Here is a 14,107-nt window from a genome sequence, read left to right on the forward strand (position 1 = left end):
GAAGCTCGCGTGCCGCTTCTGGGACGCAACGTCCGGTCGCGTGACCGTGGGCGGCGTCGACGTGGCCACGGTCAACCCCGAGGTGCTGCTGGGGGACTTTTCTATGGTGTTCCAGGACGTCGTGCTGTTCGACGACACCGTGATGGGCAACATCCGGATTTCGCGATAGAGATAGAGGCAGACGGAGCGGCCGAGGGAGCGATCGTCGAGTGCGATGAGCGTCTGATCGGACGGGCAATGGGCAATGTCATCCAAAACAGCATCGTGCACAACCCGCAGGGTTGCCGGGTGCGCATCAATCTGAGCACGACCGATACAGATGCTCGTATCATCATCGAGGACGACGGGATCGGGATGGCGGCACGCGAGCTGCAGGCCCTTTCTAAAAGACAGAAGCGCTCAAGCAAAGTTGACGAGAGCCTCGACCGTAGGCACGGGCTGGGCTTGCAGATTGCCTCACGGGTGGTGAGGGCCCATAGCGGAAGGATATCCTTCTCCTCTGCCGCCGGCGGTGGTTTCAAGACGACGATAACGCTTCCCCTCCGTTGAGGAGGCGTACGAGCATCGGGCCTGGTACGGTCGTCGCTACGTAACGGACCATGGGCAAAAGCTGGGGGCAGGACCGCTTTCGCAGCCCCGCCGTCGACCTCAATATCGTTGGTGAGGACCATGTCCGCAAAATCCACTTCTACAAAGGAGAGAGCTGATGGTTGACCACAACCACCTCATCCCTAACGAGGACAGGGCTATCCTCGGGACCCTTCGCGGGAAGACGCTCGAGAACATCGAGGGCTACAGATACGACCTCGCCCTCTCCGAAGAAAAGACGACGTTCTATTCCGTGGCCCGGCTTCATATGGAGGACGGAAGCGCATACGACCTGCGGCTCAGGCTCGTCCGAGTCGACATAACCGGAGATTCGTGGGATGACGTCGGCACGTACGCGTTTGGGCGCGCCGAGGGCGACATCTGGCTTCCCGAGGGGGTCGCGGCCTTCAAGCTCCCCATCCACAGGAAGATAGACGAGGTGATTCTCGTCAACGACTACGACGAACTCATGCACGGGGATGTAAAGGAGAGCTCGTTCGCGTTCACCAAGGCAGTGCTGCTTCGAACCGGACTGGAGTACATCGCGCTCGCCATAGACGACTTTGGCGAGGACGTTATCGTCGTGCGCAGAGGATTCGATTCCGAAAAACTTGTCCCCGACGGCTCGGGAAGCTGGTACGACGAGCCGAGTTGGACCGACTAGAAAGGAACGATATGAAAATGGAACAATTCGAGGGAGTCTCCCTCCTCGGCCGAATCAGCTACGCGATTATGTGCGCGGAGAATTACCTTATAACCATCCATCCAGATCGCGACTGGCGCCCCCTCTTTAAGCTGCTCTGGTCCATCTGCGACGAAGGCACCTTCTGGGACGAATGGGCCAGCGAGGTTCTCGAAGTTCTGCCCGAGTACCTCTTTGAGTTTCCCACCTTCGAGCAATCCGATTTCGACCATCTTGATGAGACGACCTACAACACCATGAAATCACTGCTGAAGGATCACGACGCTGGGACGGATGCCTTGCTCGAGGGCATCCGAGATATGGAGGAAGCATACGCCTACACCGAGATTGACGGCATCGGTAAGGAAAGCCTGCGCATCCTCGAAGACATCATCGAAGTGCTGGAGAAGGCCGGAGTGCAGCTTCCGGATCCAAAGGAGGTAGCCTTCTCATCCTTCGAAGAGTGCAATGGCCGTGGCGACTCGTTTGACTTCCATTTCTTGTCGACAGTTTTGTAGCTTTGCCAAGCCAGGCGCACCATGGAAGCAATGCTTTTTGCGCTGAACTTATACATGGTCGAAAGCCCACGGATGTGTTGTCCGAAAGGGCTTAGAAGGGCTTTGAGAACCCCTCTGCCGAGCGCAGCCCAGCAGAGGGGTTTAGCATGCTTGGCTGGGAAAATGCGCCTTTCCGCTACTCCCACTCAATCGTCGATATTCAAGCGTCCGTGAACTCAAAACGGTCCCTGAACAGCGCTTGCATTTACTCTCAGTAGTGCGAAATCGCCCCAAAACTGGAACTCAACGCTGAGCTCCACTTCGGCACGCGAAAGTGCTGGAATGGCAGCAGGTTACTGGGGAGCAAATCCCTGATCTGCGGAAACGCGAACCGATTGCGCACAACTGAGTTCACGCCAGAATCGACGCCTCCGAGCACTCCCCGGGGTTTTACTGGAGAGTAAATTTTCCCTACTAGGGAGTAAGGCCTGTGAGCAGGGAAAACGATATTGCTGAAAGAGGAGAGCACGAACCTGAAATTTGTCAGTCCTATTTGGCTATCTTGGGTTTCTTGGTGGGCATCTCCTCATACATGCCTCCCAGTAGCTCCACAATCAAATCGGCATCTTCAAACTTGTCAAATGCATGCATCAACGTCCTTGAGCCATCATACGGGTAACGCAGTTCAGAGTCCGCTAGAGCATGTCCGATGTCGGCGTCCTCTTTAAAATCTCCGATATCGCCAATCGGCTTGCCGTTAAGGTACATAAGGTAGCCGCCCATCATGGGTCTTATGGCAATATCACCGACTACAGAAAAATACGACTACCAGTTCGAGCGCGTCTGGCGCAGCCCGAGACGGTACCTTTCAATCCTTAAGCGGTTTCAGGGCGTCATACTCCCCGACTTCAGCCTCTACCGCGACATGCCCCTTTGCATGCAGGCCTGGAACATCTACAGGAGCCGCGCCATCGGGACGTGGTTACAGGACAACGGGGTTGATGTGATCGTCAACATGCGTTTCGGAGACGAGAGGACATTTCCCCTCTGCTGCGATGGCGCACCGCACGGATGCGTCATCGCGGTCGGGACTAACGGGGCCATCGACGACGAGGCTGACCGGAGCTTCATGCGCGACGGCATCGATTGGATCGTCGGAGAGCTCGCCCCAACGACGATCGTCGTCTACGGCAGCGCCCCAGAAGATATCTTCGGCAGGCATTCCAAAGCCGGAGTTCGCATCGTCGCCTTCGAAAGTGATGCGTCCATCGCCCATAAAGGCGGTGAATGATGGGCACCGGGGCGAACGGAGGATTCGGCCATACCATCGGAGCAAGGCGCTCGAAAATTTTCACTCGAACTGAATGCACTGGGTCCGTCAAAGTAATGGGAGAAGAGCGCGATGTGAGTCGAAGGGTCTATCAGAGAAACGACATCAATTTCGAGCAGTATAATCCCAGGCATCGAAAGACGAACCTCCAGCTAACGGAAGAGGGCAGGCCTCCCATCGGCAACGACGGACGTCCTGTTCAGCTGCACCACGTGATCCAGAAGGAATCGGGACCCGTGGTTGAGATTCGTGAGGTGACTCATCGAGAGTACAAGAAAACGTTGCATGGATTAATCGGAAACGGAAGAAGCTTCCGCAACGACCCGATTCTCAACAAGCAGTTCAACAATTTTCGAAGCGCGTACTGGAAATGGCGCGCGGATGAATACAAGAGGAAGGGCGGGAACGATGAACCGACAAATAGAGGCGCTGATCTTGGAGCATGAGCGCGAGGGCGACTTCCTCCACGCCCCGCTCGACGACGGCGCGTTGAGGAACGCAGAATCGGAACTCGGGGTGAAGCTCCCTACGCAGTACGCCGACTTCCTCCGCAGGTACGGCCATGGCGGCATAGGCGGCGTGACGGTGCTCGGCGTCGGGCTCGACGGGTCGATGATCTTTGCGGAGGAGACCGAGGAGTACCGTCCCGACGGCCTCCCCGACGGCCTGGTGGCCGTGGAGAACTGCGACGAGTGGCTGTATTGCATCGACTGCTCCAACGGTAAGGTGGTCAGTTGGTCGCCCTATGACGACGACGGGGTCGTCGAGGTTTACGAGGACTTTGATTCCTACCTCCTCGACAGGTTCAATGACGCTATCGAGAACATGTAGCGCAAAGATCCAGGAGGCGGAAGGCACGGAAATCAAGGTCTTCCGCCTCCCGAGGTTGGGAAGTTCATCGCCAACGAAACCATGGCCCCTTACGGCGGTACACCGCGGCATCCCACCTGGATACCGCCCGTTTTTCTTGAGACGACGAGATTCTTTACTCCCCATTAACTACCTGGGAAAATGTCGTTCGGAGACCGCCTAAATACCTATTGAGTTCGATTTGAGTTTCACGGGCCCCGAAGCGTCCCCGTCTCGCCCTCGGGGACAAAAACCGCGCATCCACTCACTTGCAATAAATCCTTACTCCCATTCCTCCGAATACCGCCCTGTAGTTTGCCGTCTCGAAGCACAGGGAGTAAATGAAGGAATCGCAGGTGAAAGGGAGCAAAACGACAAAGAAAAAGCCTCCGTCCCAACGCGGGATGAAAGCCGCCGTGCGTTTAATCCCACCGCTGCCGAGGACAAAATCCTCAGACACTTGGAACGGATTGATAACCGCACCAGGAAATACCTGCAGGCCAAGGATTACATGGCCTGGTTCAACCCCGCCTGGCAGGCATTGAGTGACGAGGAGCGTGATGTACTGGAGGTTTGCTTCCTTAGCGGGTACGAGTCCGCCACCGATGCGATTTGTGAAGTGCAAGAGCGGCTGAACGTGGAACGCTCCACCGCCTACAACCGGCGCAAAACCGGTTTATCAGGGCACGCCGTCGTTTGCATACCTGATTGGCGGCGCACACCTAGATAAGGACTGGGCGGTGTGGCTGCCTGGTAAAGCAAACACGACTAGCCGCAAGATTCTCGATGCCGCCTACCATGCGGGCTTCACACCCGTCCCAACTTTGCCAGCCACTGAGCCAGGAGCCCGTGACGGCGATGGCAGACACCGCAACTACGCCGTGCCCTGCTGGTGCGCCTAGAAGGTGATAGTGCCTGGGCTAAACCACCGAAACCCGCGAGCACCACAGCAGATCCGGCGGGCTCGCTGAATAGTCGGCGGGTGCGGCTGGTGTGTTGCGAAGACCCATACACCAATCTTGAAGCAGGAGCCGAGGGCACGATCCTGTTCGTCGATGCTGCCAGCACGGTTCACGTCGACTAGGATAATGGCTCCACTCTTGACCTGCCGAAAAGTATTGATCAATGGCGACTCAACTAGGTGAAAGGAGTTGAACAATACCCGAAAGATGTTAAAATATTCCCCAAGGTATCCACCAAATTGGAGGGAACTCATGAGGAAAAGCATAAAAAGGGCGATCAGCCTGTTGATCGCCCCGTTGGTGTTTTTAGGGATGATGGTCACTAATATAGTGCCTCCCCAAAGCGCTAGCGCACAAGGGCAGGTAAGAATCGAGATTTTACCGGAGATTTTCATAAACGAGCAGACGGAAGCCTTCTTCGACTCGCCTCAGCAAGCTATTGGGGCAAAACGTACGCTTAACGTTTATGGCGGAGCGCCACAGGCTAAGGTTCTAGAGACCTGGAAGAATATCGCCTTCCAGGTTTATGACGGCGACGGGAACCTTATTGAGACGACCAAGGGAACCGTCGGGGATCCTGCTCGATGGGGCGGAGCAAAGTATCTAGGCCCATACCCGCAGGGCAAGACCTACACCGTAAAGGTTGACAACTCGACTGTTCCAGAGGGCTACCATTCCTGGTTCACCGCTGAAACATCGGGTTACCCGGGCGGCGCGACCGACATGATGACGGTAGGCTCCGACAACTATTCGGCCACCAACCCGAAGGAAAACGTAAACTCCATAGCTGAAACGCGTTTTCACCTTGATATAGCCAGCGTCGCCTACGCGAAGAACACGGACGTGGCCAAGGATCTTTTCGTGGTTGAAAACGACAAGGTCACCGGGATAAATACCAAGTACACCGAAGGCACTGACTACGTCATAAAAACAGTCGCTAAAGACGGAACAGTGCCCCAGCCGACTCAGGCGGAAGTGGCGAATCTTACCGATGAGGGCAACATGCCGGCGAACTTCTACTTCATGTACAAAGATCAGAAGTCTTCGCTTCAGAACATCCGTGCACGCAAAGGCAACTTTTCGTACCTCAAGTGGTGGGAAGGAAACGATGGGGTCAACACTTTTGAAAAGTTCAAGTCTTCCAGCGTTTTCGTCACCACTTTGAATCAGCGTGTTCCAGAGGTTACGTTCTACAAGGCCGCTAACGAGGGCGCTGAGCCAGAGGCGCTGGCATCGATGCAGGTTTATTACGGACACTCGGCAGCGCAAAACTGCCTGAGCGATGGTACAACCTGCCTGCCAAAGGAACTTCCTGCCGCACCGGCCAAAGCGGGGTACGCGTTTAAGGAATGGAATACCAAGGCTGATGGCTCTGGCGATGTCTTCGATGCCGACACGGTGGTTAAGGGAGATCTGGCGGTATACCCGATTTATGTCGTCAATACTCCACCCGTGCTTGAGGTGAAGGACGCGACGATTACCGCCGGCGAACAGCTGGATCTGCGCTCACTGATAACCAAGGCAGCTGATGAGCAGGACGGAGCAAACCTAGCCGATAAAGTCGTCATAGAGCAAGGAGATTTCGATAGCTCTAAGGCAGGGGCTTACGAGGTTAAGTTCACGCTTGCCGACTCTAACGGGGAAACCGTAACCGCGATCGCAAAGATTACGGTTAAGGAGGCGCCGCAGACAAAACCGACTGAGCAGAAAAAGACCACCGTCAAGAAGAGCAAACGCAACTTGCCGGCAACCGGTTCTGCTGGATCCGGGTTATTTGAGGTCGCGTTTGCCTGTGGATTAGCCAGTATCGCTATCTCAAGGCTGGTGAAAAGAAACAGCTAGCCAAGATATATCCGCTTGATATCAACTAAATATGGGGTTGGACGCTTCGTTCTGCGACGTCCGACCCCATATTTGTCTTAGAAATCTTCGGGTTCTTTTCACAATCGGGGCTTAAAAAATTTAGTCATTAGCCCAATAATTCTTTGAAAAGAGTCGCTAACTCGGGCAAATGCGACTGGATAAGCGCGCGAATCTATGACTGTATGTACCTAACAAAACACCTCATCTGCCAAGGAGCACTGCAGCCATGAACACCACAAAGGTCACCAGCGAAACCCTGCAGATGCGCGTCGATTCCTACGGGACGGTTCTTGCCTACGCCGACTACACGCTAGCAAGTTTTGCTACCTGGACCAAGACTGAAGGCTTTGGCAACAACGCCCAAATCTACCGGTTGATAGAAGAACCCGTCAGCGGGTTAGGCCCTAACTCGAAAGGCTGCGCAGAATGCGAACTCGAACTCATAGCTGAGTCAGACCACCTTTTCGCTGACGCTGGACATGCAATCGCCTGGGCTTTAGCTAATCTGCCTGAAGCCTAGCCCCGCCGGGCATGAGGGTATCTGCTATCGCTGGTAGCAACTGACTTTTTAACCGACAGAAGGTAACCAATTTGTATGCGTCAGCTAGCTGAATATCACCCGACCCGGTTCATGGCTGAAAGCTCGCGCTATGACAAGCGTCGAGCCGACTTTGCGGTCGCGTTCATCCAAGCCTTAAAGCATACGAAGGGCCGGTGGGCAGGGAAACCTTTTAGGTTGATTGATTGGCAAGAACAAATCATTCGCGACCTTTTCGGGGTGGTCAAACCTGACGGGTTTCGCCAATTCACTATGGCTTACGTGGAGATCCCTAAAAAGCAAGGGAAATCTGAACTGGCCGCCGCCGTTGCACTCTTGCTGTGTTGCAGCGATGGTGAGGAACGCGCTGAAGTTTATGGGTATGCTGCCGATCGGCAACAAGCATCCATCGTGTTCGAAGTGGCAGCCGACATGGTGAGAATGTGTCCCCCACTAGCCAAGCGGGTAAAGATTCTTAGAAGTCAAAAACGTATCATCTACTCCCCCACCAATTCCTTCTACCAGGTACTATCTGCCGAGGCCTATTCCAAACACGGATTCAATATTTCCGGAGTGGCATTCGATGAGTTACACACCCAACCCAACCGAGCGCTCTTCGACGTGATGACCAAAGGCAGTGGGGATGCTCGCACCCAGCCGCTGTACTTCTTGATCACAACAGCTGGAACCAACACTCATTCGATTTGCTACGAGCAACACCAAAAAGCCCAAGATATCCTAGAAGGCAAGAAGGTTAATCCGACGTTCTACCCGGTGATTTACGGCGCAGACCAAGATGATGATTGGACGGATGAAGCCGTGTGGCGTAAAGCCATCCCATCCTTGGACGTGACGGTGCCAATCCAGAAAGTTAGGGACGCTTGTAATAGTGCTCGCCAGAATCCGGCTAAAGAAAACGCCTTCAGACAGTTGCGTTTGAACCAGTGGGTCAAACAGTCTGTGCGGTGGATGCCTATGAATACCTGGAACAAAAACGATGGCCCAGTCCACTTGGATGAGTTAGAAGGCCGTGTTTGTTACGGAGGGCTCGACCTGGCATCCACCCCCGATATCACTGCTTTCGTTCTCGTATTCCCACCCTACGGGGACGATGACAAATGCGTGGTTGCACCCTGGTTTTGGATACCCGAAGACAACCTGAAACTGAGGGTCCCCCGAGATCACGTCCCCTACGACCTGTGGAACAGTCAAGGATTCCTTGCCACGACCGAGGGCAACGTTGTGCACTACGGTTATATTGAGAAGTTCATTGAGGATCTTGGCACCCGGTTTAGTATCCGAGAGATCGCTTTCGACCGGTGGAGCGCGGTCCAAATGAGCCAAAACCTTGAGGATGCTGGTTTCACGGTGGTACCGTTTGGGCAAGGCTTCAAAGACATGTTCCCACCATCCAAGGAACTGATGAAGTTGGCGCTGGAAGGCAAGCTCGCCCATGGCGGGCACCCGGCACTGGCATGAATGGTCGACAACATTCACGTGCGCACCGACCCAGCTGGCAGCATCAAGCCCGACAAGCAAAAGTCCACCGAGAAGATCGACGGCGTCGTCGCCACCATCATGGCGTTGGATCGGGCAATAAGATGCGGCAACACCCCAGAGGCGAGCTCAGTTTATGATTCGCGGGGACTGCTGGTGCTATGAGATTTTGAGTAAAACAAGCTGCCGATCTTGTTAGCTGTTAATGCTAGCAGTGAATAAGCGACCCCGTAGATCTGCGCGGATTCGTTGAAAAAGATAACGACCAAAGAGCACATCATCGAGTCGAAAGTGCCGTCTTATTTCAGGGACCGGAGGCTTGCGGGCATCAGCCCCGCAGACATCCTGACATGGCAAACGGAGCTCGTGGGGCACTGCGGCAAGAACGGCGACAAGTACTCGAAGACCTACCTGCGCACCGTGAACAACATTCTCGCAAGCATATTCAACCATGCGGTGTGCTACTACGGCCTCGAGTCCAACCCCATGCGCAAGGTGAGCAAAATCGGCAGCGCGAAGGCCGACGAGATGCAGTTCTGGGCAAAAGACGAGCACCTCGCGTTCTCCGAAGAGACCATGGACAAGCCCACGTCCCGTACCAACAGGCAAAAGTGAGTGCCAAATGAGTGCCAAACGCTAGGGATCCTCGCGAACGCCATCGGATTTCCCGAGGGCCCCTCCTATCTCTTCTACAGGCTCTAAAGCACCCTGATTGAACAGGACGTTTGTGTCTTACTAAGGCAATTGATGATAGAAGCCTAACTTTTCAGTATGGCAAAACACCATGTCAAAGCCCTGATTCTGCGCGTCGAGAATCGAAAATCTCCCCAAACCTCGAATCAGGCAAGCTGCTGGATTGCACGTTCCAGGCGCTCACTCCGTAAAATGAGAAGTGCTTCGACAAACTCCGAAGCACTTCATAAACTAATACATTTTCGCCCTGATATTATTCCCACTCGATAAAAAAGTGCTCTGTTTTTCAATTCTGCCCTCGGTTTATCCGCGGTTGCTTCCTGTTATCGGTCGTATCCCGATGACTCCTTCAAGAGAGAACTCATTTCAGACTCAACCGTTTCATGCACTGTCGTCGCGTGAGTTCCCAACTTGAGTTTAGCGATGGACGATTATGTTGCGTGAGCTGCCGAAACCCCTTATTTTTGATACAACTGCACCTCTCGTTTGGCCAGTGTTTTCCAAAGATACATTAAGGAGGGCGTCCCGCTTGCCAGTGGAGACTGCCTGAGTGTCATTCTTGGGGAAACTCAAAAGGGGCGTTTCAGCTGTTCACGGCGCCTCTCTCATTACTTCTGTGCGAACTCGCAATGCTTTTGGGATGGTTCGATTTGTGGGCGCTCCAGATGGCGACACCGCCACTGCGTGGGGGAGCAGCCGAACATTCGACGAAATGCCTCGTCGAACGCCGAGGTGCGCGCGTATCCCACCGCGCGCGCTACGCGCGCCACGTCCGTCTCCCCGGAGCCGAGCAGGCTGCAGGCGGCGCTCATGCGCTCCGCCCGAAGGCGCTCTGCCACGCCCGTCCCGCGTACACTCCTGAAAGCATCGTAGAGACGCGAGCGGCTCACGAAAAGCTCATCTGCAATCGCCTTTGCGGTAAGCCCCTCAGAAAACCGCGCCGAGATGATCCCCTCCGCCCGCTCCACGATCGCGCGATTCGTCCGTCCTGCTTCGTCTTCGGCTCCAGTGTGGGAACAGACCGAGAGAGCGGTTGCGGCCTCGAGCGCTTTTGCGTGGAAATACGGCGCCGCCCCCGGCAACGAGGCCCGTTCGGGGTTGAATGACCTAAGAATGGCGCGAACCTCGGCGGAAGGGCTTGCGGATCCAAACGCGCGCATTGTCGCCTCCGCGTCCCCGAAATCGTCGGGGAACCTCTTCCTCAGACCTTCAAAGTAGCCGGGCGTGTAGATGATGCTCGTCGACTTGTAAAGGTTTCCCGCCTGCATCAGGAAGCGCGTGGTCCCGCCCGCTTGGGAGAACGAAAGGACGTTCTCGCGTTCCGCAGTCACTTCGGTGCGCGCGTTCGGCAGCAACCGAAGCGTCGCCGACGACCCCGAGAAGACGCAGAAGAAATCCGTCGGGCGCTCCTCGAGGATGAGCGGCTTCTTCAGGCGAATCGAGTGCATGTTGACGAGGCAGTCCTCTCCGAGCGCCGCCGTCCAGAGAAACCCTTCCCCGAGCGATTCCGGAAGCGTCGCGTACAAGCCGCTGCGAACGGATTCCATCCTGAGGGACAGTTGCTCTATCTGCGGTTCCACGAACGTTCGTAAATGCTGTGGGATGGCTGCTCGTAGTGCGCTCATGCTCGATCTCCTGCGGTTTCGCGATTGTCTTACTTCATTTCGCGAACGTCCCCGTTTCCAGGCCGTGGAAATGGGAAACCCATACATGATGGTATGTTAACTGAAACTAACTATCAAGTGCATCGAAGATGCCGCCCTCGTCGGGGCGTCGCGCGAGATCAAGATCGGAGGTTTCGTATGGACAAAAAGGAGGGGCCATCCTGCAGACGCAGCGCCGTGTCGCGGCTGCTCGATTTCGCCGGGCCGCGCAAAGCACTCACCTACCTGGGCTGCACGCTCTCCGCGATCTCCATGGTCGTGGGGTTTGGGCCCTACGTATGCATCTGGCTGGTGGCACGCGACCTCATTGCCGTGGCTCCCTACTGGAGCGCGGCCACGGGTATCGCAGTGTACGGCTGGTGGGCTTTTGGGCTTTCCATCGCGTCTATCCTGCTGTACTTCGTAGGACTCATGTGTACGCATCTGGCGGCGTTCCGTTGCGCGGCGAACATGCGCAAGAGGGCGACCGAGCATCTTATGCACGCGAGCCTGGGGTATTTCGACACGCATGCGAGCGGTGCGCTGCGACGCGTAGTGGACGGCTGCGCAGCAGAGACGGAGGGGATGCTTGCCCACAAGCTGCCCGATACCGCTGGTTCGGTGGCGATGATCGTGGGCATGCTGGTACTGTTTTTCGTGTTCGACTGGCGGCTGGGTCTTGCATGCCTGGTGCCGGTGATTCTCTCGCTCGTCTGCATCTTCTACATGATGGGCGGACGCGGTATGGGATTCATGACGAGGTACATGGAATCGCTCGTCAAGATGAACAAGACGGGCACCGAATACGTGCGCGGCATCCCTGTGGTGAAGGTGTTCCAGCAGACGGTGCACTCGTTCAAGGCGTTCCATGACGCCATCGAGGAGTTCACCCGTCTTGCGCAGGACTATGCGGTGAAATGGTGCCGCACGCCGCAGTCGTTGTCGCTGACCATCATCAACGGCGTGGCGCTGCTCTTGGTGCCGGTGGCTATCCTTCTGGCGCCGGGCGAGGGCGATTTCGGCACGTTCCTGGCTAACTTCGCGTTCTACGCCATCTTTTCGGCGGTCATCCCCACTGCCATGACGCGCGTGATGTTCATGTCGGATGCGCTGCAGTCGGCCACCGATGCGGTGAGGCGCGTGGAAGAGGTGCTGGCGGCTCCGATGATAAAGGCACCCACCGCGCCGAAGGAGCCGGCCGATACCTCCATCGTGTTCGACGACGTTAGCTTCACGTACGAGGGAGCCGACGAGCCCGCGCTGTCCCATGTGAGCTTCAGCGTGCCGGCTGGGTCGACCGTGGCGCTGGTGGGGCCGTCCGGCGGAGGCAAGACCACGGCGGCCAGCCTGGTGCCTCGTTTTTGGGACGTATGCGCGGGGCGCGTGCTGGTGGGCGGTGTGGATGTGCAGGGCATGGACCCGCACAGGCTGATGGAGCACGTGGCGTTCGTGTTTCAGGCAAACCGCCTGTTCAAGCAGAGCGTGCTTGAGAATGTGCGCGCGGTGCGGCCCGATGCCACACGCGAAGAGGTCGCCCGTGCGCTTTCCGCCGCCCAATGCGACGACATTATAGAGAAGCTGCCTGACGGCGTAGACACCGTATACGGTGCGGCGGGCGCTCATTTCTCCGGCGGCGAGGTGCAGCGGCTCATGCTGGCGCGCGCCATCATGAAAGATGCGCCCATTGTGGTGCTGGACGAGGCGACGGCCTTCGCCGATCCGGAAAACGAGGCCAAGATACAAAGGGCATTCTCCGAGCTGGCGAGTGAGCGCGGTGGCAAGAAGCGCACCGTGTTGATGGTGGCGCATCGACTTTCCACCGTACGCAAGGCCGACAAGATCGTGGTGCTGGACGCCGGACGCGTGGCGGAACAGGGGACCCACGACGAGCTGCTGGCGGCGGGTGGCCTGTACGCACGTATGTGGGCGGACTACGAGCGCGCCGTCAGCTGGAAAATCACGTCCGAGGAGGTGGCATAGATGTCCATCAAAGAGAAATACGGCCTCACCGACGAGGGCGTGCGCAATGTCAAGCTGGGTGCCACGTGGACGGCGGTATCGAACATTGCGGTGTTTGCGGGCGTGGGGATCCTATTCCTCGCGATGGGGGCATTTGTCGACCATGCGATACGTGACGCGCCGTTGCCCGATCTTCTGCCGTATCTGACGGGGCTTGTCGTGTTCATAGTGGCGCTGTTCGTCACCGAGTACTTCGCCTACTACTACCAGTACGGCGTCATATACAACGAGAGCGGCCGACAGCGCATCGGGCTGGCCGAGCGTCTGCGGAAACTCCCGCTGTCGTTTTTTGGGCGGCGTGATTTGGCCGACCTCACCGAGACCATCATGGGCGACGTGAAGACCATCGAGCATGCCTACAGCCATGTACTGCCCGAGCTGTACGGCGCCTACATCATGCTGGGCGTGGCGGCGGCGGAGTTGCTGGTGTTCGACTGGCGACTGACCATCGCGGCGCTGTGGAGCGCGCCGGTGGCGCTGGGGCTGCTGTTCGGCGCACGGGGCATCCTGGCGCCAATCGTGCGCGAGACGCGCATGAAGAACATTGCCGTGTCCGACGACATCCAGGAAGCACTTGAATGCGTGCGCGAAGTGCGCGCCACCAACCAGGAGGAACGCTACCTTGAACATATCCGCGCCGACGTGGACGCCGCCGAAAAGCAGACCATCAAGGGCGAGCTGATGATGGGCATCTTCGTGAACGGCGCGCAGATCATGCTGCGCCTGGGGCTTGCTACCACAATCTTGGCGGGTGCAGCGTTCGTGCTTGACGGCACGTGCGGCTTCATGACGCTGTTCTGCTTCTTGCTGGTGGTGTCGCGCATCTACGCACCGTTCGACCAGTGTCTCATGCTCATCGCCGAGCTGTTCGCGGCCAAAACGGCGAGCCTTCGTATGAAGAGCTTCTTCGAGGAGCCTCTGGCGCAGGGAGGCAATGACTACGCGC

15 protein-coding genes and 1 pseudogene are annotated in these 14,107 nt (G+C 56.6%); 14 read left to right on the top strand and 2 right to left on the bottom strand.

What is annotated here, in order from left to right:
* Window positions 1-9 precede the first annotated feature (9 nt).
* The 3 genes from CAP13_RS10555 to CAP13_RS08760 all read left to right on the top strand — a co-directional run bounded on the left by CAP13_RS10555 (window position 10) and on the right by CAP13_RS08760 (window position 1,788).
* Window positions 10-549, top strand: coding sequence for a sensor histidine kinase (locus CAP13_RS10555; RefSeq protein WP_425429852.1), 540 nt, complete (start codon window positions 10-12; stop codon window positions 547-549).
* 157 nt (window positions 550-706) lie between these two features.
* Entirely contained in the window at window positions 707-1,252 is a 546-nt protein-coding gene (locus CAP13_RS08755; protein WP_085831221.1) for a hypothetical protein, read from the top strand.
* Window positions 1,253-1,269: 17 nt separating this feature from the next.
* Window positions 1,270-1,788 carry a hypothetical protein gene (locus CAP13_RS08760; RefSeq protein ID WP_143764945.1) on the top strand — a complete coding sequence of 173 codons (519 nt, stop codon included), beginning with the start codon at window positions 1,270-1,272 and terminating at the stop codon, window positions 1,786-1,788.
* A 528-nt stretch (window positions 1,789-2,316) separates the two neighbouring features.
* Here the strand turns inward: CAP13_RS08760 and CAP13_RS08765 are convergent.
* Entirely contained in the window at window positions 2,317-2,553 is a 237-nt protein-coding gene (locus CAP13_RS08765) for a competence protein TfoX (RefSeq protein ID WP_245798980.1), read from the bottom strand.
* A gap of 7 nt (window positions 2,554-2,560) precedes the next feature.
* Here CAP13_RS08765 and CAP13_RS08770 point away from each other — a divergent pair, with 7 nt between their 5' ends.
* From CAP13_RS08770 to CAP13_RS08810, 9 genes and pseudogenes are all read left to right on the top strand, one after another.
* Window positions 2,561-3,058, top strand: coding sequence for a DUF4417 domain-containing protein (locus CAP13_RS08770; protein ID WP_245798981.1), 498 nt, complete (start codon window positions 2,561-2,563; stop codon window positions 3,056-3,058).
* Window positions 3,059-3,153: 95 nt separating this feature from the next.
* Window positions 3,154-3,543 (top strand): HNH/ENDO VII family nuclease, encoded by a 390-nt coding sequence (locus CAP13_RS08775; RefSeq protein ID WP_218775353.1) that lies wholly within the window; start codon window positions 3,154-3,156, stop codon window positions 3,541-3,543.
* Window positions 3,506-3,928: an SMI1/KNR4 family protein gene (locus CAP13_RS08780; RefSeq protein ID WP_085831225.1), complete on the top strand. Its 423-nt coding sequence runs from the start codon at window positions 3,506-3,508 to the stop codon at window positions 3,926-3,928. The genes CAP13_RS08775 and CAP13_RS08780 overlap by 38 nt, the downstream gene beginning before the upstream one ends.
* 220 nt (window positions 3,929-4,148) lie before the next feature.
* A complete protein-coding gene (locus CAP13_RS10130; protein ID WP_218775354.1) occupies window positions 4,149-4,676 on the top strand; it encodes a hypothetical protein in 528 nt (175 codons plus the stop codon).
* Window positions 4,677-4,937: 261 nt separating this feature from the next.
* Window positions 4,938-5,030, top strand: a complete 93-nt coding sequence (locus CAP13_RS10420; RefSeq protein WP_218775355.1) for a DUF4314 domain-containing protein — start codon at window positions 4,938-4,940, stop codon at window positions 5,028-5,030.
* 130 nt (window positions 5,031-5,160) lie between these two features.
* A complete protein-coding gene (locus CAP13_RS08795; RefSeq protein ID WP_179185031.1) occupies window positions 5,161-6,750 on the top strand; it encodes an InlB B-repeat-containing protein in 1,590 nt (529 codons plus the stop codon).
* Between the two features lie 247 nt (window positions 6,751-6,997).
* Window positions 6,998-7,291: an Nmad4 family putative nucleotide modification protein gene (locus CAP13_RS08800; protein ID WP_085831227.1), complete on the top strand. Its 294-nt coding sequence runs from the start codon at window positions 6,998-7,000 to the stop codon at window positions 7,289-7,291.
* 111 nt (window positions 7,292-7,402) lie between these two features.
* Window positions 7,403-8,971: pseudogene (locus tag CAP13_RS08805) on the top strand (terminase large subunit).
* Between the two features lie 84 nt (window positions 8,972-9,055).
* Entirely contained in the window at window positions 9,056-9,421 is a 366-nt protein-coding gene (locus CAP13_RS08810; RefSeq protein ID WP_179185032.1) for a hypothetical protein, read from the top strand.
* Window positions 9,422-10,107: 686 nt separating this feature from the next.
* Here CAP13_RS08810 and CAP13_RS08815 read toward each other — a convergent pair.
* The gene (locus CAP13_RS08815) at window positions 10,108-11,124 is read right to left on the bottom strand and encodes a helix-turn-helix transcriptional regulator (protein ID WP_179185033.1); all 1,017 of its coding nucleotides are present in this window, start codon (window positions 11,122-11,124) and stop codon (window positions 10,108-10,110) included.
* 177 nt (window positions 11,125-11,301) lie between these two features.
* Between CAP13_RS08815 and CAP13_RS08820 the strand changes: the two genes are divergently transcribed.
* Together CAP13_RS08820 and CAP13_RS08825 are read left to right on the top strand one after the other, a co-directional pair.
* Window positions 11,302-13,122 (top strand): ABC transporter ATP-binding protein, encoded by a 1,821-nt coding sequence (locus tag CAP13_RS08820; RefSeq protein WP_179185034.1) that lies wholly within the window; start codon window positions 11,302-11,304, stop codon window positions 13,120-13,122.
* Window positions 13,123-14,107 (top strand): ABC transporter transmembrane domain-containing protein (locus CAP13_RS08825; RefSeq protein ID WP_143764948.1); only part of this gene is annotated, 985 nt, incomplete at its 3' end. It abuts the gene before it with no gap.

It is taken from the genome of Collinsella vaginalis, from assembly GCF_900176655.1.
Classification (GTDB): domain Bacteria; phylum Actinomycetota; class Coriobacteriia; order Coriobacteriales; family Coriobacteriaceae; genus Collinsella; species Collinsella vaginalis.

Bases quoted from the DNA above. Each gene is read 5' to 3' on its own strand.
- CAP13_RS08770 (WP_245798981.1), top strand. From the start codon at position 2,561: ATGGCAATATCACCGACTACAGAAAAATACGACTACCAGTTCGAGCGC.
- CAP13_RS08800 (WP_085831227.1), top strand. From the start codon at position 6,998: ATGAACACCACAAAGGTCACCAGCGAAACCCTGCAGATGCGCGTCGAT.
- CAP13_RS08820 (WP_179185034.1), top strand. From the start codon at position 11,302: ATGGACAAAAAGGAGGGGCCATCCTGCAGACGCAGCGCCGTGTCGCGG.
- CAP13_RS08760 (WP_143764945.1), top strand. From the start codon at position 1,270: ATGGAACAATTCGAGGGAGTCTCCCTCCTCGGCCGAATCAGCTACGCG.
- CAP13_RS08765 (WP_245798980.1), bottom strand. From the start codon at position 2,553: ATGATGGGCGGCTACCTTATGTACCTTAACGGCAAGCCGATTGGCGAT.
- CAP13_RS08780 (WP_085831225.1), top strand. From the start codon at position 3,506: ATGAACCGACAAATAGAGGCGCTGATCTTGGAGCATGAGCGCGAGGGC.
- CAP13_RS08755 (WP_085831221.1), top strand. From the start codon at position 707: ATGGTTGACCACAACCACCTCATCCCTAACGAGGACAGGGCTATCCTC.
- CAP13_RS08815 (WP_179185033.1), bottom strand. From the start codon at position 11,124: ATGAGCGCACTACGAGCAGCCATCCCACAGCATTTACGAACGTTCGTG.
- CAP13_RS08775 (WP_218775353.1), top strand. From the start codon at position 3,154: ATGGGAGAAGAGCGCGATGTGAGTCGAAGGGTCTATCAGAGAAACGAC.
- CAP13_RS08795 (WP_179185031.1), top strand. From the start codon at position 5,161: ATGAGGAAAAGCATAAAAAGGGCGATCAGCCTGTTGATCGCCCCGTTG.